This is a genomic window from Saccharopolyspora rosea, assembly GCF_025643595.1.
Lineage (GTDB): Bacteria > Actinomycetota > Actinomycetes > Mycobacteriales > Pseudonocardiaceae > Saccharopolyspora > Saccharopolyspora rosea.
In genome coordinates this window covers 1,226,174-1,250,920 of sequence record NZ_CP102826.1, presented here as the reverse complement: position 1 = coordinate 1,250,920, position 24,747 = coordinate 1,226,174, and the positions used below count along the sequence as shown (strand labels likewise).

The following is a 24,747-nucleotide window of genomic DNA, read 5'->3' as shown; positions in this document are numbered from 1 at the left end:
GAACGCGCGTTCCGGGGCCCGTGGGCGCTACCTCCTCCGGAGGTCCTTGCCGTAGACCTTGTCCCAGTTGTCGTTCGTCGGATAGCAGTGGTACGACACGTCGTTGGAACCGCCGCGGAAGTCCGCCGACACCTGGTAGCGGAGCCCGTCGACGCTGCCCGTGGGATCGGAACCCCCCTTGATGCTCCCGTCGGGCATCAGGAACCCGTCGTGCTTGAACACGTCCTGCGCGGCGCGCGCGTCGCGGTCCGCCTTGAGAGCGGCTTCCGCCCTCGCGTTGGCCTGCTGGACGTCGTCGTAGCTGGCGTCGCCGGTCTGGTACTTGCGCCAGACGTCTTCCTGGTTCTGCTTGGCTTCGCGCCGGGCCACGTCCGTACCGCCGTGCTTGTAGTCTTCGCGCAGCTCCTGTTGCTTCGCGTGCGCGATCTTCGCGGCGTTCGGGGCGGTGTGCTCGCGGTGCGCGTCTTCGCCCCACCCCTTCGGGAACTTCGTTCCGCTCCCGGTGTTCTTGACGTCCAGGCCGGGCAGCTTGTCCGACTGGTGCTTGTTCTGGTGGGCCTCGATGTCGACCTTGTACTTCTTGCCGTCGACCTCGTACTCCCCGATGGGTTTCTGGTCCTTCTTCTCGGGCTCGGACGGCTTGCTCGCACTGCCGCCGTTGTTCGCCGGCGCGTGGTCCCCCTTGCCGGTCTTCTGGGCGTTGTTGGCCCTGCCGTGCTTGCGTCCGGCGCCGCCCTTGGGCATCAGGCCCAGCGGGTCGGCCTCGCGGTGCGGGTTGCCGACGTAGGCGACCGGGTTCGGCGCGGGCGCGAGACCGAGCGGGTCCTGGCTGAGGTAGCGACCGGTCGCGGGATCGTAGTACCGGTACACGTTGTAGTTCAGGCCCGTTTCGGCGTCGGCGTACTGCCCGGGGAACCGCAGCGGCGTCGTGGCGGCGCCGCGCGGCGCGGGCAGCTCCCTGCCCCACAGGCTGGTGCGGCCGTGCCAGGCGAGCGCCCCGGCGGGATCGACGAGCTCGGTCGGCGTCCCCACCTGGTCGGTGACGATCGCGTGGAACCGTTCCAGCGACCCCACCCGCTCCAGCTGCGCGACGGGCGCGCCGTCGTCCGGGCGGTGCGCCCACGTCGTCACGGTCCGCACCCCGTTCGGGTCGGTGTGCACCTGCTCGATCAGCGTTCCGCCGTCCCAGGCGAACTCGACCTGCTCGACGACGGTCGACGCGTCCGGGGCCAGCCGCTGCTTGGCGATCCGCCTGCCCACCGGGTCGTACCGGTAGCGCCAGACGACTCCTTCCGGTGTCGTCACGGCGACCAGGCGGTCGTGCGAGTCCCAGGCGTAGTGCCAGGTCCGGCCGGTCCGGTCGGTGCGTCCCACCAGTCTTCCCTGCGCGTCGTACCGGAAACCGACCGCGCCCGCGGCCACCAGCGTGTTGCCCGCGTAGCGGCGCGGCCCGGTCTCGGCGTCGGCCAGGCCGTCCGAGGCGACGACGTTGTTCATCCCGTCGTACCGGTAGTTCTCCCGCCGGTCCGGCGCGATGACCTCGACGACGCGGCCGACCGGGTCGATCTGGTAGCGGATGCTCCCCCGGATCCCGTCGTCCACGCCGACGAGTTCGCCGTCCGGCCGGTAGTGGAACCGGCGCCGCAGCACGGGCTGCCCGGACCGCAGCGTGACCTCCTGCGAGGTGAGCCGCTGCTCGGCGTCGTAGGACTGGGCCAGGGCGACGGTGCCGTCCAGCGCGCGGTTGACCTCGCGACCGGCCGCGTCGTAGCCGAAGGTCAGCCAGTGCCCGCCGAAGGACAGGCCCAGCGCGCGACCGGCGGTGTCGTAGTTCCACGCACTGTCCACTCCGGACGGTGTGCGCCGCCGGATCGTGCTCGCCTCGTCGTCGTAGGTGAAGGTGACGGTCCGGCCGTTGACGGTTTCCGCCGTGACCCGGCCCTCGTCGTCGCGCTCGAACTCGACGACCGCGTCGTCGTTGGCGGCCCGGACGATGTGCCCGACGGGCGAATAGGTGTAGGTCGTGACGCCCGACGGGGCGCGCCATTCGACCAGGTTGCCGAGCACGTCGTAGACGTAGTGCGTCTCCTCGCCCGCCCCGTTGACCGACCGCACCAGCTGTCCGGCGGCGTCGTAGGAGTAGCGCTGCACCCGGCCGTCGAAGTCGGTCTCCGCCACGACCCTGCCCGCGAGGTCGCGGGTGTAGCGCCAGGTCTGCCCCTGCGGGTTGGTGACCGAGGTCAGCCTGCGCTCGGTGTCGTAGGTGCGCGTGGTCCGAGCGCCGGACGGATCGGTGTCGGCCACCGGGGTTTCGAACGGACCGTGCTCGGCCGTGGTCACCGCGCCCAGCTGGTCGACGTGGGCGATCTCGTTGCCCTCGGGGTCGTACCGCCACTGCTGCCTGCCACCCAGCGGGTCCACCAGCCAGGCGCGGCCGCCCTCCACGGTCCAGCCGAGTTGGATCCGCCCGCCGCCCGGGGCCGCCGTCTCGCGGGGACGGCCGAAGACGTCCAGCACGCTGCGGTCCGGCTCGGCGGCGGGCTCGGCGCCGGGACCGTCCAGACGTCCGGAACGGATGGCGTCGAGGTCGAGTTCGGCCGCCACGCCCACCTTTCCGCCGAAGGGGTCCAGTTCCTCGCCGTCGTAGTCGCGGAACCAGGTGCGCTCACCGTCGTCCACGGCGATCGAGGTGACGGCCTCGCCCTCGAAGTACAACCGGACGACGCTGCCGTCCGGCCGCGTGATCCACTTCGGACGCCCCAGCTCGTCGTACTCGTAGTGCGTGGTCCGGCCCAGCGGGTCGGTGCGGGACAGCAGCCGGTCGTAGCGGTCCCATGTGGACAGAGTGGTGCCGCCGAGCGCGTCGCTCTCCCGCACGAGCTGCTTCGCCTCGTTGAACTGGAATTCCTTCACGCCGCCGAGCGAGTCGGTGTACGTGGTGACCATCCGCTCGGGGTCGTAGGTGAAGACGGAGTCGAAGAAGCCGTCGGGACCCGTGGTGCGCACGCAACGGCCGTGTTCGTCGTAGCTGTAGCGGAACCAGAAGTCGTTGCGGTCCCGCCATTCGGTGAGCCGTCCCGCGTCGTCGTAGGAGAACCGCAGCGCCTTGCCGGTGGAGTTGATCACCTCGGCCAGCCGGCCCCGGTCGTCGTAGGCGTACCGCATGACCAGCACGTTCTGCACGCGTTCGGGGTCGAGCACCCGGATCGCGGTGACCCGCTCCCCGGCGCTGTCGATCTCCACCCGGTAGCCGTCGGAGTGCCGGATCACCCGGGGCGGGCCGAACCGGTGGTGCTCGATGTCGATCCTGCGGCCCGCGGCGTCCTCGACCGCCAGCAGCGGGAGGGTGCGGCTGCCCGCGGTCAGCCGCCCGAAGCGGGAGGTGTGCTCGCGGAGCGGGTCCACCAGGCTGTAGCTGCCGTCGGCGTGCTGCCGCAACGGCCAGCGCGGCCCGTCGATCGGCAGCACCTCGGAGCCCACCGCGGGCAGCGGGTAGACCAGGATCATCCCGTCCGGGGAGAAGTAGCAGACGTTCTCCTCGTCGATCTCCAGCCGCTGGTCCAGCGTCGAGGTCCAGGTAGGTCCGAACCAGCGCCCGGCCGGGTAGGAGGAGACGTGCATCCGCATCAGAACCAGGCTGAGCGGTCCGCGGATCTCCAGGTCGGTCTCGGTCATGACCACGTGCCCGGTGGCGAGGTCGACGGGCTCCGACCCGCCGGTGCAGAGGTCGTCGGCCTGGATCGCGCGGTCGCGGGGGTTGTCGGGCTTGTTGCTGGAGCCACCGCCGCCCCGGGAGGTCGAGCCGCCCCCGGTCGCTCCGCTCGGTGTGGTCACGTCCGGCGCGGAACCGCTGTCCGGGGATTTGTCCACCGGCCCGTGGGAACCGCCCGATGACGGGCTGTCCGGCGCCGACGAGGTGTGCGCGCCGGCCGGTGTGGTGCTCGCGGGCCCGTCCGAATTCGGCTTGTCGTGCTCGCCCGCCGGTTTCGTGCTGCCGGGGCCGCCCGGGTCGCCTTTGCCGGAACCCGGTCCCGGCTTGCCGCCCCCGGGGCCGTTCCCGTCGGCCTCGATCTTCTTCAGCTGCTTGGAGACGTCCCCGAAGCCCTTGCCCAGCTTGCTCAACAGCTTGGTCAGCTTCTGGATCGCCTGCACCAGCTTCGTGGTGATGCCGGCGATCTGCGACACGGTCTTGGCGACCGCGCTGACCACCTGGGGCAGCACCCAGGCCATCCCGATCCCCAACGTGGCGACCACCTGCAAAGCCCAACTGACCAGGTGCCCCACCAGGTCGGCGATGATGTCGCGCACCATCGTCCGCACCCCGGCCACGACCTCACCCGCCGTGCTCACCCCGTTGGACGCGCCCTCAGCCGCCGACTGCGCCGCCGCCAGCAGGTTCGCGGTGTCCTCGCTGCGCTTGCGATACGAATCCGCGGCCTGCCCGCTCCACTCCGCGGTGTCCTTCTTGATCCGGTCCGCCAGCTCGGTCTTGATGTCACCCAGCTCTTCCGACACGTTCTGCCAGGTCTGGGCATGCGCCTTGATCTGGTCCGGATCACCGGTCAACTGGTCCAAGGCGTCGGACAGCGGCCCGACGTGCTCCATCAGCCAACCGACACCGGCCGACAGGATGGCACCGAAGGGATCCATCGCCATGCCCACGGCATCCAGCGCGGTCCCCACCGCGTCCACACCAGCGGACCAGCTACCGCTGTTGATCTCGTTCTTGGTGTCCTCCACCGACTCCAAGACCGAAACCCCGCTGAACGACTGCGTCGAATCCTGCCGGGACGCCACCAGCGGATTGCTCACCCGCACCCACCCCCTTCAACGCACGACCCGCGGGCCACGCAGCGAACAATGACCACAGCACCGGTCGGTCGAATCCTAGTTCCCCACCCGCGACCGACGATCACGATCCGCCGCAGCACCCGGACCAGCACGACCACCAACAACGCGCCGGCAACCGCGAAACCCCGTGAGCTGGACGGACAGAAGTGCGTCGGACGGCGAAGATCGGGCCGTGAGAGGAGGATCACACATCCTCGCAGCCGACACCCGGCGGCCGAGGGGTTTTCGACCGACGGCCGCCGCGGTGCGTGAGCCAGGTCGGGTGGTTCGGCGAACAAAATGCGGAAGGAGTGCGGAGAGGATCTGATCCGTGCTTTTCCACACGATTTTGAGCAGGCATTTCGTGGGCAACACGCGTCACAGCGCGAACACCTCACTGACGCACCACAACACCGGAGCGCTCGTCGTTGAGCAGGCCGGGAAGGGCACTCAAAGTGCGGAGCAGTCGGAAGGTGGCCACCACACCGTGGAGGTCTGCGAGGGACCGGCCCCCGCAACCAACAAGTCGGGCCACGGCGAAACCGCGGCCGCGATGAGCAGCATCCGCCGCCTCGTGGGGCAGGTGGGACTTGAACCCACGACCTGACGGATTATGAGTCCGCTGCTCTGACCTGCTGAGCTACTGCCCCGCCACGGCACGCAGCGATCGTAGCGAGACGCGGGGTTGCAAGGGCCTTTGGGTCGTTCGGCCCAACCCCGGCCCGAAAAGAGGCCGACGCACCGCGTGCGCCGGCCTCGACGGGCGGGGTGGCGGGTTCAGCTGAGGAGGCTGAACACGTCGAACGCGCCGGTGACCTGACCCATGACGACGATCGTGGCCAGCAGGGCGCCGAGCCCCGCGACCGTCAGCACCGCGAGCATCACCAGGTAGACGACCGCCTTGACCGGTTTCGGCAGGTGGGTCACCGCGGTCATGTCGGGCAGCGTGAAGAGTGGTTCCTTGCCGATTCCAGGTGCGGACATCCTGATTTCCCCCGTCCTTCGTCGGTCTCCATTCGTGAAACACCGCTGCTCCGGAGACGGAGAGCAGCGGGCGCCCGTTGCGTCCGGCGCATCACGAGTCGGTTTCGAACACTTCGCGATCCGAACACCGGCGCCGCTGCCGGCCCGACCAGTCGCCGATCACCGCATGGTTCAGATCGCGCCGGGTCCGAGATCGTTAGCCGACGACCGGCGGAGCCGCCCGTACAGGTGATGGCCGAACGAAAAGATCAGCTCCGATCTTACTCCTGCCCCGAACTCCTTGGCACAGCACAGGTCCCGCTTCACCCACCCGACGAGCACAGTGGCCGCACCTGGTCCGCAGTGGATCGTCGCGCCCCGCTCGAAGCACGTCCGCGGCCGGCGCGTCGTCGAGGCGTGGGCAGGCGCGGTGGCCGTCCACCCCGAGGAGCGTCACCGGTCGCCGAGCCCGCCCGTCGAGCTGTCCGGGCAGGCGCGCCCGGGGAGACCGGCCGACCCGGTCGTCCGCCGCCGCGGCGGCACCTCACCCGGCCGTCCGACCAGCACGGTCGAGCCCGTCCCGCCCGGGGTCAGTGCGCGCCACCCCCGGCAACGGTGCGGTTGATGACGTTGATGCGGTTCCACGCGTTGATCGCCGCGATGGCCAGGGTGAGCACTCCGAGGGCCGGTTCGTCGAAGTGCTCGCGCGCCTGCTCCCACACGTCATCGGGCACGCCGTGCGGGTTGTCGCTGATGCGCGTGGCCGCCTCCGCCAGTCCCAGCGCGGCGCGCTCGGCGTCGGTGAAGTGCGGCGATTCCCGCCATGCCGCGACCGCGAACAGCCGCTCGTCGGTCTCCCCCGCCTTCTTGGCGTCCCGGGAGTGCATGTCCACGCAGTACGAGCAGCCGTTGAGCTGGCTGACCCGCAGCCGGAGCAGGTCCAGCAGCCCCTTCGGCACCTCGCTGCCGTCCAGGAACGTCTCCAGGGCGTACATCGCCTTGAGCCCGTCGGCGACGTCGCGGCGCAGGTGCTGCATCCGTGCCATTGCGCGGGAATACCCCGTACGAGCGGCCCCGGAAACGACTCGACCCACCGGCCGTCGGAACCCGGTGGCCGGTGGGTCGAGCTGGGGTCCAGGTCAGTCCGTGCCGGACTCCATGGCGGCGCGGTCGAGGGCCCCGCCCTCGGCTTCCTCGTGCGCGCCCACGGACGCGATCGCCTCGGCTCCGCCGGACTTCAACGCCCCGACCAGGTCGCCGGGCGCCTGGCCGATCAAGCCGAGCTGGGCGTAGGACTCCAGCTTGGCCCGGGAGTCGGCGATGTCCAGGTTGCGCATGGTCAGCTGGCCGATCCGGTCGACCGGACCGAAGGCCGCGTCCTCGGTGCGCTCCATCGACAGCTTGTCCGGGTGGTAGGAGAAGGCCGGGCCGGTCGTGTCCAGGATCGAGTAGTCCTCGCCGCGCCGGAGCCGCAGGGTCACCTCGCCCGTGACGGCCGAACCGACCCAGCGCTGCAACGACTCGCGCAGCATCAGGGCCTGCGGGTCGAACCAGCGGCCCTCGTACATCAGCCGACCCAGCTTGCGGCCCTCCGCGTGGTAGGCGGCGATCGTGTCCTCGTTGTGGATCGCGTTCACCAGCCGCTCGTACGCGGTGAACAGCAGGGCCATGCCCGGCGCCTCGTAGATGCCCCGGCTCTTGGCCTCGATGATCCGGTTCTCGATCTGGTCGCTCATGCCCAGGCCGTGCCGACCACCGATCGCGTTGGCCTCCAGCACGAGGTCGACCGGCGAGTCGAACTCCTTGCCGTTGATCGCGACCGGCCGCCCCTTCACGAACCGGACGGTGACGTCCTCGGCCGCGATCTCGACGGATTCGTCCCAGAACCGCACGCCCATGATCGGTTCGACGATCTCGATACCGGTGTCGAGGTGCTCCAGCCGCTTGGCCTCGTGGGTGGCGCCCCAGATGTTGGCGTCGGTGGAGTACGCCTTCTCGGCGCTGTCGCGGTAGGGCAGGCCGCGGGCCTGCAACCACTCGGACATCTCCTTGCGGCCACCGAGCTCGCCCACGAAGTCGGTGTCCAGCCACGGCTTGTAGATCCGCAGCCGGGGGTTGGCGAGCAGCCCGTACCGGTAGAAGCGCTCGATGTCGTTGCCCTTGAACGTGGAGCCGTCGCCCCAGATCTCGACGTCGTCCTCCAGCATCGCCCGCACCAGCAGGGTGGCGGTGACGGCGCGGCCGAGCGGGGTGGTGTTGAAGTAGGTGCGGCCGGCCGACCGGATGTGGAAAGCACCGCAGGTCAGCGCGGCGAGACCCTCCTCGACGAGCGCCTCCCGGCAGTCGACCATCCGCGCCACCTCGGCGCCGTAGTCCGCGGCCCGGCCCGGGATGGAAGCGATGTCGGTCTCGTCGTACTGCCCGATGTCGGCGGTGTAGGCGCACGGCACCGCGCCCTTCTCCCGCATCCACGCCACCGCGACGGAGGTGTCGAGACCCCCGGAGAAGGCGATACCGACCCGCTGGCCAACCGGCAGACTCGTCAGAACCTTGGACATGACGCAATACTATGCGACCGACTGCATGATTATGAAATCCGGGGGTCGGAACCCGGCCGGGGCGGGACAGCACGGGCGGAAGGGACAGGAGTGGCGCCCCGCGAGCAGCCCCGCGACCAGGTCGCGGGATGGGAACCGTCCCCGACCTCGACCGCGCGGTGGATTCCCACGAACCGGCGGGAGCGTCCTGCTGGCACGACTTCTGGAACGGGGTGCGCGCTCGTCGACGAGCGCAGCGCGTCCGGCGACCCGGACGTGGCACGGCTCGTGGACGGCCGTGCGCGACCGACCGCCACGGCCCCGGCAGCAGTCGGCCGGGGTGGACCCCCGGTCCAGCCCCGGCCGACTGCTCGTGCCGTCGTCAGTCCACGGTGGAGTCAGGAAGTGGAGAGCTTCCGGTACGGCATGATCTCGTCGATGATGCCGTATTCCACGGCCTGCTCGGCGGTGAGGATCTTGTCCCGGTCGATGTCCTCGCGGACCTGCTCGGGAGTGCGGCCGGTGTGCTTGGCCAGCGTGGTCTCCAGCAGCTCGCGCATCCGCTGGATCTCGTTGGCCTGGATCTCCAGGTCGGAGACCTGGCCGTAGACGCCCTCGATGGCCGGCTGGTGAATCATGATGCGGGCGTTCGGCAGCGCCACGCGCTTGCCCTGGGTGCCGGCCGCCAGCAGCACGGCCGCCGCGGACGCGGCCTGGCCGAGGCAGACGGTGCGCACTTCGGGGCGCACGTACTGGATGGTGTCGTAGATGGCCATCAGCGCCGTGAAGGAACCGCCCGGCGAGTTGATGTAGAGATCGATGGGGCGGTCGGGGTCGTCGGACTCCAGGTACAGCAGCTGCGCCATGATGTCGTTGGCCGAGGCGTCGTCGACCTGGACGCCCAGGAAGACGATCCGCTCCTCGAACAACTTGTTGTACGGGTTGGACTCCTTGACCCCGTACGCAGTGCGCTCGACGAACGACGGCAACACGTACCGGGACTGCAAGGGCTGGAACGACACGGCGGGTGACTCCTTACGTTGCTGGGTCCGTGACGAGGTGGCGGTCAGGCGTTGCTCGGCAGGTTCGCGGCGGTCGCGATGTGGTCCACGAAGCCGTACTCCCGGGCCTCCTCGGCGTCGAACCACCGGTCGCGGTCCGAGTCGGCGATGATCGTCTCCACCGACTTGCCGGTCTGCTCGGCGATCAGCTCGGCCATCTCCCGCTTGTGCTTGGAGAACATCTCCGCCTGGATCGCGATGTCCGACGCGGTACCACCCAGTCCGGCCGAGGGCTGGTGCATCATGATCCGCGCATGCGGCAACGCGAACCGCTTCCCCTTCGCCCCCGCCGACAACAAGAACTGACCCATCGACGCAGCCATCCCCATCGCCACCGTCGCCACATCCGGCTTGACCAGCTGCATCGTGTCGTAAATCGCCATACCCGCCGTCACCGAACCACCCGGCGAGTTGATGTACAACGAAATATCCCGATCCGGATCCTCCGCCGCCAACAACAACAGCTGCGAACAGATCTGGTTCGCGATCGTCTCCTCAACCTGCGTCCCGAGCACGATGATGCGCTCCCGCAACAACCGCTCGTACACCGAATCCGTCAGATTCAGCCCGTTCGTCCCCGTCCGCATGGACAGCGACCCAGCGTCGGACGCCGGAACAGTCACGTGCTGCGTCACGTCTCCCTCTTTCTCCACAATGGACCTGTCTCGGGACCCGACCTCGTCCATTGGGGCAAGCTACACCTGGTCAAGATCCACCGTAGCGAATGTCCGCAGTGCGAGCCCATGCTCGCGTTTGTTGTTCACTCTCGGCACAATCCCGGACACCGAACGCGATCATTCGCCTGAACACCGGACGCTACCGGGATTCACCGTACACCCCGAATTGCCCGGCAGAGCCGGAAAGACGGCCCGCGATCGACGGCTTCGCGAACAGCGAACGCGATGCTCCCGGGCGCGTCGGCCCGCCGTCCGGCTGCGCACCCGGCGACCTGCCGATCACGGTCCGCACCGACCCGCCGGCACGGGCGGGCGGCGGCCGGTGCGGCTGGAGCGCATGTGGACCGACCCCTCGCGTTCGAACGATCCGATGGCCGGTTGTTCGACAGCGGACGCGTTCGCGAAAATGCTCGCCCATTCCGCACCCGGACATTTTCCGCGCGAATTCGGCGGCTATTCCGCATTCGGTCGCCCCGATGAGATGGCGCACCCGAGTTCTCAGCCACCGGGTGCGCCGGTCGTCACGAGCCGCGACCGCGGATCCTGCAACGACGAAGCCCCGGGCTCTCGCCCGGGGCTTCGCTCCCTGCTCCTCCGGCTGGACTCGAACCAGCAACCCTTCGGTTAACAGCCGAATGCTCTGCCAATTGAGCTACGGAGGAATGTTCTGCTGTTCGTCAGCCCTGTGCCGCGCTGACGTGAACTACTCTAACCCATGCCCGCAGCGCGCTCCCCAGCACCCCCCGGTTTGGCGATCGAGGACGGCGAACGAGCAGGTCAGCGGCGTTGCGCGGCGACGAAGACGCGGCGGAACGGGAACCAGGTCAGACCGTCGGTGCGGCGGGGATACGCGGCCCGCAGCCGGGGCGCGAGCTCGGCGCGGAAGGCGTGCCAGTCGTCATCGGGCAGGGCGGCCCGGACCGGGCGCAGGGCGGTGCCGGTGACCCAGTCCAGGACCGGGTTCTCGCCGCGGAGGACGTGGACGTAGGTCGTCTCCCAGGCGTCGACCTCCGCGTCCAGGTCGGCGAGGACGTCGGCGTAGCCCACCGGGGACAGCACCGAGTCCGCGCGGAGCACACCGGCGACGCGGTCGCGCCAGCGCGGTTCGGCGACCAGCTCGCGGATCGCGGTGTAGGACGGCGAGTCGAAGTTGCCGGGCACCTGGAAGGCGAACCAGGAACCGCTGGACATCGAGGGCAGCCAGCGGCGCAGCAGGTCGACGTGGCCGGGGATCCACTGGAGCACGGCGTTGCACAGCACGACGTCGGTGTCCGGGCGGGGCTTCCACTCCCCGGCGTCCGCCTGGTGCGCGTCGACGCCGCGCGCCCGCGCGGCCGCCACCATCTCCGGGGACGAGTCGAACGCCTCGACCTCGGCCTCCGGCCACCGCTGGACGAGCAGCGGGGTCAGGTTCCCGGCACCGCACCCGAGGTCCACGACGTGCCGAGCGCGCTCCGCGCGGACCCGGGCGAGCAGGTCGTGCGCGGGCCGGTCCCGCTCCGCGCTGAAGGCCAGGTACTCCCGCGGGTTCCACATGCCGCACCTCCAAACAGTACGCGCGTACTGTATCGCTGCGGTGCGGGGCTGTCGAGCGGAATTCAGCCGTGTTCGGGCGGTTTCGCGCGGCGCAGCCGGTCGGCCACCTCCGCGGCGGCCACCGCCACCGCGGACTCGTCGGCGTCCCGGTCGGCGCGCACCTGCAGCACGATCCCGTCCCGGCCGGGCACCTTGCGCTGCACGAACCAGGCTCCCCCGCCGGGGAGGTCGCGGTGGTGCCGGGTGCGGATCGAGCGCGTCACGCGCTCGTGCACCACGTCCGGGAGCCGCCCCGGTTCGGTGAGCCGGAGCTCGCGCGGCGCGTGGTCGCGCAGCAGCACGGCGTCCCCGGACGTGCCGGATTCCTCGGCCTCGACCAGTGTCAACGCACCGCTGCCCCACGTCGCCTTGCTCACCAGGTGCCAGCCGACGCGGCGGCCCTCCGGCAGCCACAACCCGAGGTGGGTGGCGACCAGCGGCCCCTCGGCGCTGCGGGCGACCGCCAACACGTGCTCGTCGGTGTCGAGGGCACCGGAGAAGTCGCCGGGCAGCTCGGCCGTGCCGCCCAGGCGGGCGACGAACCGACGCAGCCAGGAGATCACTCCATCCCGCCCATCGCCTGCTCCAGCAGCGCCTTGCGGTAGCCCTCCAGGGCGACCAGGTCGCCGAACAGCGCGTTGTACTCCTCGGCGTCGTCCAGCGGCGACATCCGCTGCACCTTCGACTTGATGTCCGCGATCTGGCGGCTGACCAGCCCCTCCTGCAGCCGGGCGATCACCGCGGACACGTAGCGCGGGTCGTCCACCGACTTGATCTCCAGCTGCTCCACGGCCAGCTCGGTCAGCAACGATCGCGCCACCTGGCTCTGGCACTGCTGCGACACCGCGTCGACGAACGCGGCACCGCTGCGCCCGGCCGTCGTCCCGCCGGCTGCGAGGATCGCGCCGTGCAGCTCGGCGTAGGCGGGCTCGGTGAACGCCTCGTCCGGCAGCGAGTCGTAGAGCGGCCCGGCCAGCGCGGGCACCTGCAACGCGGCCTTCAACGCCTCCCGCTGCGACCAGCGCGGGTCGTGCCGCGGCGGCCGCTTCGGCAGGTCCACCTCGATGCCCAGCGGCTGCTGGCCGGAGTTGCGGCGCGGGCGGCGCTTGTTCTTCACCGGGGCGCCCGACGCCTCGCGCACCCGGCGCACCACCTGGTTCTCGTCGTTCCAGCCCGCCCACCAGGCGAGCTTGGCGGCGTAGCCGTCGCGCGCCGCCGGGTCCTTGATCTGCGCCACCAGCGGCACGGTGCGCTTGAGCGCGGCGACCCGGCCGTCCACCGAGTCCAGGTCGTAGTCGCCGAGCAGGCTGCGGATCGCGAACTCGAACAGCGGGCGGCGCCGCGCCACCAGGTCGCGCACGGCCGCGTCCGATTTGGCCTGCCGGAGTTCGCACGGATCCATGCCGTCCGGGGTGATCGCCACGTAGGTCTGACCGGCGAACTGCTGCTCCCCGTCGAACGCCTTCAACGCGGCTTTCTGCCCGGCCTCGTCGCCGTCGAAGGTGAAGATGACCTCGCCGCGGAACGCGTCGTCGTCCATCATCAGCCGCCGCAGCACGGAGATGTGCTCGTCGCCGAACGCGGTACCGCAGGACGCGATCGCGGTCGGCACGCCCGCGAGGTGCATCGCCATCACGTCGGTGTAGCCCTCGACGACGACCGCCTGGCGGCGCTTGGCGATCTCCCGCTTGGCCAGGTCGATGCCGAACAGCACCTGGGACTTGTTGAAGATCGGCGTGGCCGAGGTGTTGACGTACTTGGCCTCGATCGGGTCGTCGTCGAACAACCGGCGCGCGCCGAAGCCCACCACGTCGCCGCCGAGGTCCTTCAGCGGCCACAGCAGCCGGCGGTGGAAGCGGTCGATCGGGCCGCGGCGCCCCTCCCGGGACAGCCCGCTCTTGATCAGCTCGTCGAGCTCGAAACCCTTGCCCAGCAGCAGTTTCGTCAACTTGTCCCAGCCCGACGGGGCGAAGCCGCAACCGAAGCGGTCGGCCGCCGCCTCGTCGAACCCGCGCTCGGCGAGGTACTCCCGCGCCTTCACCGCCTCCGGCGAGCGCAGCTGCTCGGCGTAGAACTCGGCGGCGATGCGGTGCGCCTCGACCATCCGCGCCCGCGTGCCGCGGTCGCGCTGCGGTCCCGGGCGCCCGCCCTCGTAGGTCAGCTGGAGGCCGGCGCGGTCGGCGAGCCGTTCGACGGACTCGACGAAGCCGATGTGCTCGATCTTCATCAGGAACGCGATGACGTCGCCGCCCTCGCCGCACCCGAAGCAGTGGAACGTGCCGTGGCTGGGCCGCACGTTGAACGACGGGGTCTTCTCGTCGTGGAACGGGCACAGCCCCTTCTGCGCGCCGCCCCCGGCGTTGCGCAGCGCGACGTATTCGCCTACCACATCGTCGATCCGGATGCGGTCGCGCACCTCCGCGATGTCGCTTTCCCGGATCCTTCCCGCCACGGTCCCAGTCTAGGGGTTCGATGATCGCCACCGACGCAGGTCCCCGTTGGTGCAGAATCGCCCGCGTGTCCGCCGACAGCACCGCGCTCGCCGCTGAGTTCGACCTGCACCGCGCCCGTCTCGTCGGCATCGGCTACCGGCTGACCGGCAGCCTCGCCGACGCCGAGGACGCCGTGCAGGAGGCGTGGCTGCGCCTGTCCGGCACCGACCGCGCGCAGATCCGGGACCTGGGCGCCTGGCTGACGACGGTGGTCAGCCGGTTGTGCCTGGACCGGATGCGGTCGGCCGCGGTGCGGCGCGAGCAGTACGTCGGCCCGTGGCTGCCGGAACCGGTCGTCGACCCCGCGGAGGCCGACCCCGCCGAGATCGTCACCGGTCACGACGACCTGCGGATCGCCGCGATGCGCGTGCTGCACCTGCTGTCCCCGGACCAGCGCGTGGCGTTCGTGCTGCACGACGGCTTCGACGTGCCCTTCGCCGAGATCGCCGAGGTGTTGGGCTGCGGTGTCGCGACCGCGCGCCAGCACGCCTCGCGGGCGCGCCGCGCGATGGCCGACGCCGAGCCGCCGCCGCGCGCGCCGCTGCCGGAGCAGCAGCGCGCACTGGAGGAGCTGGTGGCCGCCCTGGCTTCGGGGGACGTCGCCGCGATCGCCCGCGTCCTGCACCCGGACGCCGTGCTCTACGGCGACGGCGGCGGCAAGGGGCGCACCTCCCGGCGGCCGGTGGTCGGCGGGGACAAGATCTCCCGCTTCGCGGCCGGTCTGCTGCGCAAGTACGGCGCCCTGCTCACCGACGCGCGGCCGGTGCTCGTCAACGGCGACCTCGGTCTTTTCCACCCGGGCGCCCCGGAGCTCGGCATGGACGCCCACGTTCTCACGATCTCGGTCGTGGACGGCCGGATCGCCGCCCTCTACGACATCGCCAATCCCGACAAGCTCGCGCACCTGACCGAGAACCGCGCCGTCGAGTGATGCCACGCGGTGACCGTCGATCTTCCGCAGCCGTTGACGTCCGGGCTCTCGCCGCGCTGCGAAGTCGAGGCACCACGAGCAGCCGATCCGGGTCGACTCCCCGGGCCCGTCAGCTCGGGTCCGCCACCCGTGCCAGGAAGTACAGCGCACCCGTCTCGCGGTGCCGGACCAGGAACAGGAACGGCCGGTCGACCTGGACCCGGATCGGCTCCGGCTCCCGCACGATCGCGGTCAGGCGCATCATCGCCGCGGTGGCGGCCGCTCCCTCCAGACCGGCCTCGTCGACCTTGAGCACCGACTGGTGGACCATCGTCGACACCCGCAGCGGCCGGTCGGTGAGCGGGGAGAAGTCGGCGTCCGGGGTGAACAGGGCGCGCACCCCGAGGGCACCGAGCGACGAGCGGAGTTCGGCGTCCCCGCCGACCTCGAACCGCGGCAGCAGGAGTTCGACCCGCTGCTGCCCGAGCGCGTCGAGCACCCGGCCCAGCCGCGCGGCGTCGAGCGCGGGTTCGGCGCTCTCCAGCGGTTCGTCGGGCAGCAGCACGACCGCTTCGACGCCGCCCGCCGCGGGCAGCGCGACGGCCTGCCAGCCGTCGGTCGCGGCGTGGCCGAGGCGCCGGGTGACGTGCATGGTCGGCACGTCCCGGTCGCCGTCGGGGGCGTGGAAGGGGCGGGCGGTGGTGGCCTTGGTGTCGAACGCCTCCTGCCAGGACGTCTTCAGGTACAGGGCGTTGACGAGGGCGGCGACCGTGTCCGGATCGACCGCGCCCGGCGGGAGCAGTTCGGGGATCAGCTCCCGGGTCGTGTCGGCCACGTCGGAGTTGATCAGCCGGCGGGCCTTCTCCGGGTCGGTCCGGAACGGCGCGTTGCGCAGGGCGTTGCCCGGCCACCGCTCAAGGGCGCGCAGGTAGGACTCGTGGACGGGGAGTTCCTCGTGCGCCCACAGGGTGTTGGCGACGGCGAGGACCGGCTGCTCGGCCCGCCCGGCGTCGTCGAGCTCGGCGGCCGAGTCCAGCACCTCCAGCACACCGGGCAGCTCGGCGCGCAGGGCCGAGAGCAGTTCCGCGCGCGTGTCACCGCCGACCGCGCTCGCGGCCAGCCCGAGCGCACTGGCCACCGAGTACGGCGACCAGCAGAACGACCGGTTCGGGGCGGGTGCGAGGGCGCGGTGCAGGGACAGGCTGAAGTCGAGGTGTTCGGTCACGTCCGCGGACTCCGTTCTGATCGGCGGTCACCCGGGCTGCAATCGAGTCTGCCAGCCCGGGGCCACCGCAGGAGCCCTCTTCCTCGACGCGCGTCAGCGCAGCGATTCCTCGATGTCCGACAGCCCCATCAGGCGCAGTTCCTGCGCGATGTACTGGGCGGCGCGCTCCGCGGCCGGGTCCTGCCAGCGCAGGGCCCGCACCCAGTCGGCCAGGTTGTCGGAGTTGACGTACGGTTCGCCGCCGACGACGAGCTTCTGGATGTAGTGCCGGTTGGGCATCGGTACTCCTTGCGGCACGGCGATCGCGGGGACCGCGCCGCGACGACTTCGGGGGATGCGAGCCGCGGGTCGTCCTGGGACCTGGTTCCGGGGCGGTCCCGCTCGCGGAGCGAGGACGATCCGGCTCGGGTGCCGGCCCGATGGCCAACACTCTGGGTAAACATTCTGCGAGAAAAGCCAGATCAACTCCTCCCTTTCGGACGTATGTCACACCCTTTTGGTTCCGCTCCGTACATGCCTGCGATGCCATGCGAGCGCCTGACCGTCCGTCAGGGAGGCCGCCTGGTCCAGCACGACGCGCATCCGCCCGGCGTCGTCGGCCGCGCGGGACCACGACACGGCCATCGCCGGATCGAGTGAGTCCGGGGCTCGGTCCGCCAACGCCCGCACCAGTTCGGAGAGCAGTTCCCGCTGCCGCTGCTGCATCCGGAGCCGCTGCGGATCGCTCATCACGTACCGCAGCGCGACCGCCTTGAGCACCGCGACCTCGGCACGCACCGGTTCGGGCACGACCAGGTCCGCCCGGTACCGGGTGAGGCGTCCGGCCCCGGCGTGCCGCACCGTTCCGGAGACGGCGGCGGCCACGAAGCGCCCGACCAGTTCGCTGGTGAGCTGCTTGAGCGCCACCTGCGCGCGGAACGTCCCGTCGTAGTCGAGCACCGCGGCCACGGCGGGCAGCCGGACCAGTTCGGCACCGGCGTGTTCGAGCAGCCCCGCCGCGTCGCGCGCACCGTCGGGCCAGAAGTGCTTGGCCGCCATCCGGACGATCTCGGCGCGCTCCTCGCGGCTGGTCAGCGAGCGCAGGTCGATGCGGCCCGAGTGCACCCCGTCCTCCACGTCGTGCACCGAGTACGCGACGTCGTCGGCCCAGTCCATGATCTGCGCCTCCAGGCAGCGCCGACCGGGCGGCGCGCCCTCGCGCATCCAGCCGAACACGGCGACGTCCTCGTCGTAGACCCCGAACTTGGGGTCCCCGGCGCGCTTCGGCCACGGGTACTTCGCCGTCGCGTCCAGGCAGGCGCGCGTCAGGTTCAGCCCGCGACCGGTGTCGTCGGGATCGGCGAGCTTCGGTTCGAGCCGGGTCAGGATGCGCAGCGTCTGCGCGTTGCCCTCGAAACCACCGCAGCCATCGGCGAGGTCGTTGAGCGCGTGCTCCCCGTTGTGCCCGAACGGCGGGTGCCCGATGTCGTGCGCGAGCCCCGCCGTGTCCACCACGTCCGGATCGGCTCCCAGCGCGTCGGCGATGCCCCGGCCGATCTGCGCGACCTCCAGCGAGTGCGTCAGCCGGGTGCGCGGCACGTCCCCTTCCTCGGGGCCCACCACCTGCGTCTTGCCCGCCAACCGGCGCAGCGCCGCGGAGTGCAGCACCCGTGCGCGGTCCCGGGCGAACGGGGACCGGTCGTCGGAGTGCGACCCGGCGGGCACGGCGAGCTTCGGCGGTTCGGGGAGCAGCCGCGCGAGATCGTGCTCGTCGTAGCCGGGTGGCGGATCGGCTGATCTCATCGCGACCAGGTTACGGCGCGACCCCGACGAACCGCCCGATTCACCGAGAGCCGGTGTCCGACGACAGCCGCTCAGCCGAGCCCGTCGCCCTTGATCTCCGCGGGCGCGTGCGTGAGGTGGTAGTAGAGCAGGGCTCCGGTCTCCCGGACGATGTACTGGAACTGGGTCTCGCGGGTCTGCACCATCGGACCGGACCGGGTGGGCGACGACCAGGACGCGAGGCCGGAGTCGTTGGCCATCGTGCGGGCCCGCAGCGAGTGCCAGGGGTCGCTGACGATCAGGGCGCTGCGCCAACCGCGCTGCTGCGCCATGTGCGCGACCGCCCGCATGCTGCCCAACGTGTCGCTACCGGTGTCGACGTCGATCACCTTCTCGTTGGGGACACCCTGCCTGACCAGCCATTTCCGGCCCGCCTGGGCTTCGGTGTAGGCGTCGCCGGTCTGCCTGCCGCCGACCGTGACCACGTACTCGGTCATGCCCTGCCGGTACAGGTTCAGCGCGTGCTCCAAGCGGGCTTCGAGAACGGCGGAAGGCGTGCCGTGGTACTGCGCCGCACCGAGGACCACGACGATGTCGACCGGTCGACGGCCGTCGGCGCGGGCGACCTGCCACACCCGGAAGGCGGTGCCGCCGACCACGAGCAGCGCGACCAGCAGAACACCGGCCAGGGTCCGGCGCAGCACGCGCCCGGACCGCGAAGGGTGGACGGCTCGATAAGCACTCACCCCGGCATCGTCGCAGATCGGCTCGCACCGACCCGCAACCAGCCGGACGGCCCGCCGCCACCGGTGGTGCCGGCGGGCCCGGGATCAGCAGCCCGGCAAGCGGACGGCCAGGTACTCCTCCAGCTTGTCCATGGCCACGCGCTCCTGCGTCATGCTGTCGCGCTCGCGGACCGTGACCGCGTGGTCGGACAGCGAGTCGAAGTCGACGGTGACGCAGAACGGCGTGCCGATCTCGTCCTGGCGGCGGTAGCGGCGGCCGATCGCCCCGGCGTCGTCGAAGTCGACGTTCCAGTTCCGGCGCAGGGTGGCGGCCACGTCGCGCGCCTTCGGCGACAGCTCGGCGTTGCGCGACAGCGGCAGCACCGCGACCTTCACCGGCGCGAGCCTGCGGTCCAGCCGCAGCACCGTGCGCTTGTCCACACCGCCCTTGGCGTTGGGCGCCTCGTCCTCGTGGTAGGCGTCGACGAGGAACGCCATCATCGGCCGTCCCACCCCGGCGGCCGGTTCGATCACGTACGGCCGGTAGCGGGAGTTGCTGGCCTGGTCGAAGTACGACAGGTCCACGCCCGAGTGGTTGGAGTGCGTGGTCAGGTCGAAGTCGGTGCGGTTGGCGATGCCCTCCAGCTCACCCCACTCCTGACCGCCGAACCGGAACCGGTACTCGATGTCGACGGTGCGCTTGGAGTAGTGCGACAGCTTTTCCTTGGGGTGCTCGTAGTGCCGCAGGTTGTCCGGGTCGATGCCGAGGTCGGTGTACCAGCGGGTGCGCTCGTCGATCCAGTACTGGTGCCACTGCTCGTCCTCGCCCGGTTCGACGAAGAACTCCATCTCCATCTGCTCGAACTCGCGGGTGCGGAAGATGAAGTTGCCCGGCGTGATCTCGTTGCGGAACGACTTGCCCACCTGGCCGATGCCGAACGGCGGCTTCTTGCGCGCGGTGGTCATCACGTTGGCGAAGTTGACGAAGATGCCCTGCGCGGTCTCCGGGCGCAGGTAGTGCATCCCCTCCTCGCTCTCCACCGGCCCGAGGAAGGTCTTGAGCATCATGTTGAACTCCCGCGGCTCGGTGTACTGGCCGCGGGTGCCGCAGTTCGGGCAGGGGACGTCGGACAAGTCGTCCTCGGTGGTCTCCTTGCCGGTGCGCTCGGTGTACTCCTCCGCGAGCTGGTCGGCGCGGAACCGGCGGTGGCAGGAGGTGCACTCGACCAGGGGATCGTGGAACGCGGTGACGTGCCCGGACGCCTCCCAGACCTGGCGGGGCAGGATCACCGAGGAGTCCAGGCCGACGACGTCGTCGCGGCCCTGCACCATCGACTTCCACCACTGCCGCTTGATGTTGTCCTTGAGCTCGACGCCGAGCGGTCCGTAGTCCCAGGCCGACCGGGTACCGCCGTAAATCTCGCCGGACGGGTAGACGAAACCACGGCGCTTGCACAGGTTGACGATCGTGTCGATCTGATCGGCGGGCACGTTCACTCCGGAAAACGTCACTGAATACGTCGAACCAGCTGGTCGGGCTGGAGATTCCCAGCGTACCGATGACACCGCGAGGGGTGTTCGCCCGGGCCGCCCGGACCGCACGGTCGAGGGCATCCGGCCGGGATGCGCCTACCCGTAGGATGGGAACCACAGCGCACCGCAGTCAGGCACCTGCGTCAGGTACGCCGGAAAGGAACCCATGCCAGCCGTGAGTCCGGACTCCGCCGCCGAACCGGCTCGGTCGACTGCGAGTGCCGGGCGGCTCCACCAGCACGACGAGCACGTACCCTCCCCGGAGCGGGACTCCCGCCCGGCACCGCTGCGCGACCAGCGGACCCTGGTCGAGGCCGGCGAGCTGCTGCGCGCGCTCGCCGCCCCGGTGCGCATCGCGATCGTGCTGCAGCTGCGGGTGTCCGAGCGCTGCGTGCACGAGCTGGTCGACGCCCTCGGCGTGGCGCAGCCGCTGATCAGCCAGCACCTCCGGGTGCTGAAGTCCGCCGGCGTCGTGCACGGCGAGCGGCACGGGCGGGAGGTCGTCTACCGCCTCGTCGACGAACACCTGGCGCACATCGTGGTCGATGCCGCCGCGCACGCCGAGGAGACCGCGGGTCGATCGCGCCCGGCGGCCGACAGCGCCCCCATCGCACCGCACAGCAGCCGACAGGAGACGGAGACAGCGTGACCACCGGGGAGCGTCCCGCGGCCGGTGTACCGGGCCTGCGGGCCACCAAGCAGCGAGCGGCGGTGTCCAAGCTGCTCAACGAGGTCGACGACTTCCGCTCGGCGCAGGAGCTGCACGAGCAGCTGCGGCGGCAGGGCGAGGGCATCGGTCTGACCACCGTGTACCGCACGCTGCAGACCCTGGCCGACGCCGGCGAGATCGACGTGCTGCGCACGCCCTCCGGCGAGGCGGTGTACCGCCGCTGCTCCACGCACCACCACCATCACCTGGTGTGCCGCCACTGCGGCCGGACCGTGGAGGTCGCGGACCCGCCGGTGGAGAACTGGGCCGAACGCATCGGCCAGGAACACGGCTTCTCCGACGTCAGCCACACCGTCGAGATCATCGGCACCTGCCCGAACTGCGTCGACCAGGGGTCCTGACCGGTCAGTACTCGTAGGTGTCGCGCGGTGCCGGCACCCGCCGGACCGCTGTGGTGTCCAGCGTCGGGACGTGCCCGTTGGCGTCGGTCGCCGTGCCCCGGCGCGGCACACCCGTGATCTCCACCCAGGTGTCCGCGGGCAGGTCCGCCAGCCGAGCCGCCGCCGGACCCGCGACGTCGACCTCGACCGGGGTCGCGTCCGCGGCGCAGCAGCTGATCCGCATCCGGGCCACCTGCGTGGCGCCCGGCGCGGGATGCACCACGAAGCCCTGCAGCCGCACGGTCCGACCGTCCAGGACTCCGCTGTCGTCCCAGACGACGCGGGTAACGAACTCGGACATGCTCAGCTCGGGAGCCGGGCCGGGCGGCAGCGGCGGGAACCGCGACTCCGCCGGGCGCGGGAGCGCGGCGGCCACGCGGTTCCTGGTCACCGAGTCGGCTCCGAGAGCGGGCGGGGCGACGAGGAAGATCGCGAACACCGGCAGCAGCAGCATCCACGGGCTGCGGGTGCGGTGTTCGTGGCCGACGGTCCCTCCTGACCGGATGTCGCGGGCGATGGCGAACGCGGCGAGCGCCACCATCACCGCACCGGCCGCGAGGAGCCAACCGAACAGCCCCGGTTTGACGTAGCGCACGTAGGTGCCGCCCAGCGCGATCTTCAGCAACGCCCCTCCGAGCAGGAGCAGCAGCAGGTTCTGCGTCTCCCGGCGCATCACGCACCTCCCAGCAGCAGTGCGCCGACCACCAGCGCGGACGTGATCGCCACGACGAAGGTCGCCGGGGCGAAGCGGGCCGCGAACCGGCGGCCGAACGCCCCGGACTGCATCGCGACGAGCTTGAGGTCCACCGCCGGACCGACGACCAGGAACACCAGTTTCGGGATCAGCGGCAGCCCCGGCATCGACGCGACCACGAAGGCGTCGGCCTCGCTGCACAGCGCGAGCACCACCGCCAGCACCGCCAACACCAGCACCCCGAGCACCAGGTGCCCGCCGAGGGACTCCAGCCAGCCGGTGGGCACCGCGACGTTGAACACCGCCGAGGTCAGACCGCCCAGCACCAGGAACCCCCCGGCCTCCACCAGGTCGTGCCGCGCCGATTCGGCGAACACCACCCAGCGGCTGCCGCCGCCGTGCTGCGCCTCGACCCGGCGCAGCGCGCGTTCGGCCAGCCACTCCGGTCTGCCGAACCGCGACCACAGCCAGCCCATCGCGCAGGCGGTCAGCAGCGAGGCGATGAACCGCGCCAGCACCATGCGCGGCTGCCCGGGGAAGGCGACCGCGGTGGCGACGAGCACGACGGGGTTCACCGCGGGTGCGGCCAGCAGGAACGACAGCGCCGCGGCCGGGGCGACGCCCTGCTGCACCAGGCGGCGGGCGACGGGCACGGACGCGCACTCGCACCCGGGCAGGGCCAACCCCGCGACCCCGGCGACGGGCACCGCCGCGGCGGTGCGGCCCGGCAGCAGGCGGCGCAGCGCCCCGGGCGGGACGAACGCCGCGATGAGCCCGCTGACCAGCACACCGAGCACCAGGAACGGCATCGCCTGGACGCAGACCGCGAGGAACACGGTCGCGCCGGTCCGCAGCGCGGGGAAATCCAGCAGGTCGCCCAGCGGTCGCTGGAAGACGACCGCGACCACCAGCAGCGCGCACAGCACCTCGACGGAGGTCACGGTGCGCCGGGGGCGGACGCGGCGGGGCTCGGTGGCGATCTCGGTCACCCGATCATCGTGCCAGCGCGAACTGATAATCGTTCGCAGCAGCAGCCGACCGCATCGGACCCGGCCGGAAACCCCAGCTCACCCAACCGGGCGGACACACCGGCACTTCACACCAACGAGTGAAGCAGCCACCGGCACGCCCGCGCACTCGCCCCGGGCAGCTCCTAGCGCGTGTTTTATAAGCGGCGTCAGCCGCTTTCTCTTTCGGTGAGTACGCAAGCAACCGGCACCGCCGCGGGTTCTCAGCGGTCGCCTCGCGAGGACAGCCCCGACGCCGTGTATTGGGCATACAAAAGGAGGGGCTTCCGCAGTCGAGACGGCCGCTGAGGTTCCGCCACCGGCACCGCCACGCAAAGCACTTCTGAAGCACTCCCTAGCCGTCCTCCGGGAAGCCCAGGAGCTCGTTGCGCAGCTGCGAGGCGGTGGCCACCACGAGCATCAGCAGGGTCCCCAGCGGCGCGGGTTCCATGCCCTCGGCCGGGAACGCGTACCGGAGCGTGACGTCCGTGCCGCGGTCGGTGCGGACCACGCCGAGCGTGCCGAACAGGCCCTGACCGGCGCGTTCGGCGACCGACTGGGCCAGCTCGGCACCGGCGGGCAGGTCCCAGGCGACCACGCAGGTCAGGCTCAGCACGGTCAGGCCCTCGGCCAGCTGCATGGCCTGCACCGCGCAGGGGACTTCGGCGTGCCGGAAGGTCAGCGCGCCGTCGTCGTCGACGTGCACGTCGTGGTAGGTCTCCAGCGCTTCCTTCGCCGCGGTCATCAATCGCGCGGTGGTCGCGGCCTCCTGGGTCATGAGGTGCTCTCCTGAGCTTTCTCGCGGTCGTCGACCGCGCGGTCGATGGCCCCGCCGAACCGGCGGTCCCGGCGGGCGTACTGCTCGCACGCGCGCCACAGGTGGCGCCGGTCCACATCGGGGAACAGCGTGTCCTGGAAGACCAGTTCGGCGTAGGCGGACTGCCAGAGCAGGAAGTTCGACGTCCGCATCTCGCCCGACGGCCGGATGAACAGGTCCACGTCCGGCATCTCCGGCTGGTACAGGTAGCGGGCCACGGTGCGCTCGTCGACCCGTTCCGGGTTGATCTTTCCCTCCGCCGCCAGCCGGGCGATCTGCCGCGCGGCGTCGCCGACCTCGGCCCGCCCGCCGTAGTTGACGCACATGGTGAGGTTCATGACGTCGTTGTCGCGGGTGCGGACTTCGGCCGCCTGCAACTCCTTGACCACGCTGCGCCACAGCTTCGGGCGGCGCCCGGCCCAGCGCACCCGCACGCCCAGCGCGTCGAGCTCGTCGACGCGGCGGCGGATCACGTCCCGGTTGAAGCCCATGAGGAAGCGGACCTCCTCCGGGCTGCGCTTCCAGTTCTCGGTGGAGAAGGCGAACAGCGACAACCACTTCACCCCGAGCTCGATGGCACCGCGGGCCAGCTCCAGCACGACGGCCTCGCCGCGCTTGTGCCCCTCGATGCGCGGCAGACCGCGCTGGTTCGCCCAGCGCCCGTTGCCGTCCATCACGACGGCGACGTGGTTGGGCACCAGTTCCGGCGGCAGCGCTGGCGGTGCTTCCCCGCTGGAGTGCGGGTCCGGCGGACGCACGGCCGGGTCGGTCCTGGCCCGCTCACGGCGGCGCAGCATAGGTCGGTTCTCCTTGTCACCCGCTGGCAGTCG

General features: G+C 71.0%; 22 protein-coding genes and 2 tRNA genes. 4 read left to right on the top strand and 20 right to left on the bottom strand.

Annotated elements, in window-relative coordinates; all coding sequences use genetic code 11:
• Window positions 1–27: 27 nt before the first annotated feature.
• Window positions 28–4,812 carry an RHS repeat-associated core domain-containing protein gene (locus NV263_RS06105; protein ID WP_263251574.1) on the bottom strand — a complete coding sequence of 1,595 codons (4,785 nt, stop codon included), beginning with the start codon at window positions 4,810–4,812 and terminating at the stop codon, window positions 28–30.
• A 349-nt stretch (window positions 4,813–5,161) separates the two neighbouring features.
• Here NV263_RS06105 and NV263_RS06100 point away from each other — a divergent pair, with 349 nt between their 5' ends.
• Window positions 5,162–5,437, top strand: coding sequence for a hypothetical protein (locus NV263_RS06100; protein WP_263251573.1), 276 nt, complete (start codon window positions 5,162–5,164; stop codon window positions 5,435–5,437).
• On the opposite strand, the gene NV263_RS06095 is transcribed toward NV263_RS06100, so the two are convergent.
• From NV263_RS06095 to dnaG, 10 genes are all read right to left on the bottom strand, one after another.
• A tRNA-Ile gene (locus NV263_RS06095) sits at window positions 5,406–5,480 on the bottom strand. The two genes, NV263_RS06100 and NV263_RS06095, sit on opposite strands and share 32 nt — an antisense overlap.
• A 127-nt stretch (window positions 5,481–5,607) precedes the next feature.
• Complete coding sequence (locus tag NV263_RS06090) at window positions 5,608–5,814, bottom strand: hypothetical protein (RefSeq protein ID WP_263251572.1); 207 nt, start codon at window positions 5,812–5,814, stop codon at window positions 5,608–5,610.
• A 569-nt stretch (window positions 5,815–6,383) separates the two neighbouring features.
• On the bottom strand, window positions 6,384–6,839 hold the full coding sequence (locus NV263_RS06085) for a carboxymuconolactone decarboxylase family protein (RefSeq protein WP_263251571.1): 456 nt from the start codon (window positions 6,837–6,839) through the stop codon (window positions 6,384–6,386).
• A 93-nt stretch (window positions 6,840–6,932) separates the two neighbouring features.
• The gene (argG, locus tag NV263_RS06080; protein WP_263251570.1) at window positions 6,933–8,351 is read right to left on the bottom strand and encodes an argininosuccinate synthase; all 1,419 of its coding nucleotides are present in this window, start codon (window positions 8,349–8,351) and stop codon (window positions 6,933–6,935) included.
• Between the two features lie 377 nt (window positions 8,352–8,728).
• Window positions 8,729–9,352: an ATP-dependent Clp protease proteolytic subunit gene (locus tag NV263_RS06075; RefSeq protein ID WP_263251569.1), complete on the bottom strand. Its 624-nt coding sequence runs from the start codon at window positions 9,350–9,352 to the stop codon at window positions 8,729–8,731.
• Between the two features lie 44 nt (window positions 9,353–9,396).
• The gene (locus NV263_RS06070) at window positions 9,397–9,978 is read right to left on the bottom strand and encodes an ATP-dependent Clp protease proteolytic subunit (RefSeq protein ID WP_263254081.1); all 582 of its coding nucleotides are present in this window, start codon (window positions 9,976–9,978) and stop codon (window positions 9,397–9,399) included.
• Window positions 9,979–10,657: 679 nt separating this feature from the next.
• Window positions 10,658–10,730: transfer RNA gene (locus tag NV263_RS06065), tRNA-Asn, on the bottom strand.
• 115 nt (window positions 10,731–10,845) lie between these two features.
• Window positions 10,846–11,604 carry a trans-aconitate 2-methyltransferase gene (locus tag NV263_RS06060; RefSeq protein ID WP_263251568.1) on the bottom strand — a complete coding sequence of 253 codons (759 nt, stop codon included), beginning with the start codon at window positions 11,602–11,604 and terminating at the stop codon, window positions 10,846–10,848.
• A gap of 62 nt (window positions 11,605–11,666) precedes the next feature.
• Window positions 11,667–12,206: a hypothetical protein gene (locus tag NV263_RS06055; RefSeq protein ID WP_263251567.1), complete on the bottom strand. Its 540-nt coding sequence runs from the start codon at window positions 12,204–12,206 to the stop codon at window positions 11,667–11,669.
• A complete protein-coding gene (dnaG, locus tag NV263_RS06050; protein WP_263251566.1) occupies window positions 12,203–14,095 on the bottom strand; it encodes a DNA primase in 1,893 nt (630 codons plus the stop codon). The genes NV263_RS06055 and dnaG overlap by 4 nt, the downstream gene beginning before the upstream one ends.
• Before the next feature lie 56 nt (window positions 14,096–14,151).
• Between dnaG and NV263_RS06045 the strand changes: the two genes are divergently transcribed.
• Window positions 14,152–15,066, top strand: a complete 915-nt coding sequence (locus NV263_RS06045; protein ID WP_380759098.1) for a sigma-70 family RNA polymerase sigma factor — start codon at window positions 14,152–14,154, stop codon at window positions 15,064–15,066.
• A gap of 109 nt (window positions 15,067–15,175) precedes the next feature.
• Here NV263_RS06045 and NV263_RS06040 read toward each other — a convergent pair whose 3' ends face one another.
• From NV263_RS06040 to NV263_RS06020, 5 genes are all read right to left on the bottom strand, one after another.
• Complete coding sequence (locus NV263_RS06040) at window positions 15,176–16,270, bottom strand: serpin family protein (RefSeq protein WP_263251564.1); 1,095 nt, start codon at window positions 16,268–16,270, stop codon at window positions 15,176–15,178.
• Between the two features lie 93 nt (window positions 16,271–16,363).
• Window positions 16,364–16,549 (bottom strand): hypothetical protein, encoded by a 186-nt coding sequence (locus tag NV263_RS06035; RefSeq protein ID WP_263251563.1) that lies wholly within the window; start codon window positions 16,547–16,549, stop codon window positions 16,364–16,366.
• Between the two features lie 207 nt (window positions 16,550–16,756).
• Entirely contained in the window at window positions 16,757–18,052 is a 1,296-nt protein-coding gene (locus NV263_RS06030; RefSeq protein WP_263251562.1) for a deoxyguanosinetriphosphate triphosphohydrolase, read from the bottom strand.
• A gap of 71 nt (window positions 18,053–18,123) precedes the next feature.
• Complete coding sequence (locus NV263_RS06025; protein WP_263251561.1) at window positions 18,124–18,777, bottom strand: YdcF family protein; 654 nt, start codon at window positions 18,775–18,777, stop codon at window positions 18,124–18,126.
• 84 nt (window positions 18,778–18,861) lie between these two features.
• On the bottom strand, window positions 18,862–20,247 hold the full coding sequence (locus tag NV263_RS06020) for a glycine--tRNA ligase (protein WP_263251560.1): 1,386 nt from the start codon (window positions 20,245–20,247) through the stop codon (window positions 18,862–18,864).
• 208 nt (window positions 20,248–20,455) lie between these two features.
• On the opposite strand from NV263_RS06020, the gene NV263_RS06015 reads away from it, so the two are divergent.
• Complete coding sequence (locus NV263_RS06015; protein WP_263251559.1) at window positions 20,456–20,938, top strand: ArsR/SmtB family transcription factor; 483 nt, start codon at window positions 20,456–20,458, stop codon at window positions 20,936–20,938.
• Window positions 20,935–21,360: a Fur family transcriptional regulator gene (locus tag NV263_RS06010; RefSeq protein WP_263251558.1), complete on the top strand. Its 426-nt coding sequence runs from the start codon at window positions 20,935–20,937 to the stop codon at window positions 21,358–21,360. Before NV263_RS06015 ends, NV263_RS06010 begins: the two co-directional genes overlap by 4 nt.
• A 4-nt stretch (window positions 21,361–21,364) precedes the next feature.
• Here NV263_RS06010 and NV263_RS06005 read toward each other — a convergent pair whose 3' ends face one another.
• From NV263_RS06005 to NV263_RS05990, 4 genes are all read right to left on the bottom strand, one after another.
• Window positions 21,365–22,072, bottom strand: coding sequence for a TIGR03943 family putative permease subunit (locus NV263_RS06005; protein ID WP_263251557.1), 708 nt, complete (start codon window positions 22,070–22,072; stop codon window positions 21,365–21,367).
• On the bottom strand, window positions 22,072–23,082 hold the full coding sequence (locus NV263_RS06000; protein ID WP_263251556.1) for a permease: 1,011 nt from the start codon (window positions 23,080–23,082) through the stop codon (window positions 22,072–22,074). The genes NV263_RS06005 and NV263_RS06000 overlap by 1 nt, the downstream gene beginning before the upstream one ends.
• Window positions 23,083–23,455: 373 nt before the next feature.
• Window positions 23,456–23,878, bottom strand: a complete 423-nt coding sequence (locus NV263_RS05995) for a hypothetical protein (protein WP_263251555.1) — start codon at window positions 23,876–23,878, stop codon at window positions 23,456–23,458.
• On the bottom strand, window positions 23,875–24,714 hold the full coding sequence (locus tag NV263_RS05990) for an isoprenyl transferase (RefSeq protein ID WP_263251554.1): 840 nt from the start codon (window positions 24,712–24,714) through the stop codon (window positions 23,875–23,877). The genes NV263_RS05995 and NV263_RS05990 overlap by 4 nt, the downstream gene beginning before the upstream one ends.
• Window positions 24,715–24,747 lie beyond the last annotated feature (33 nt).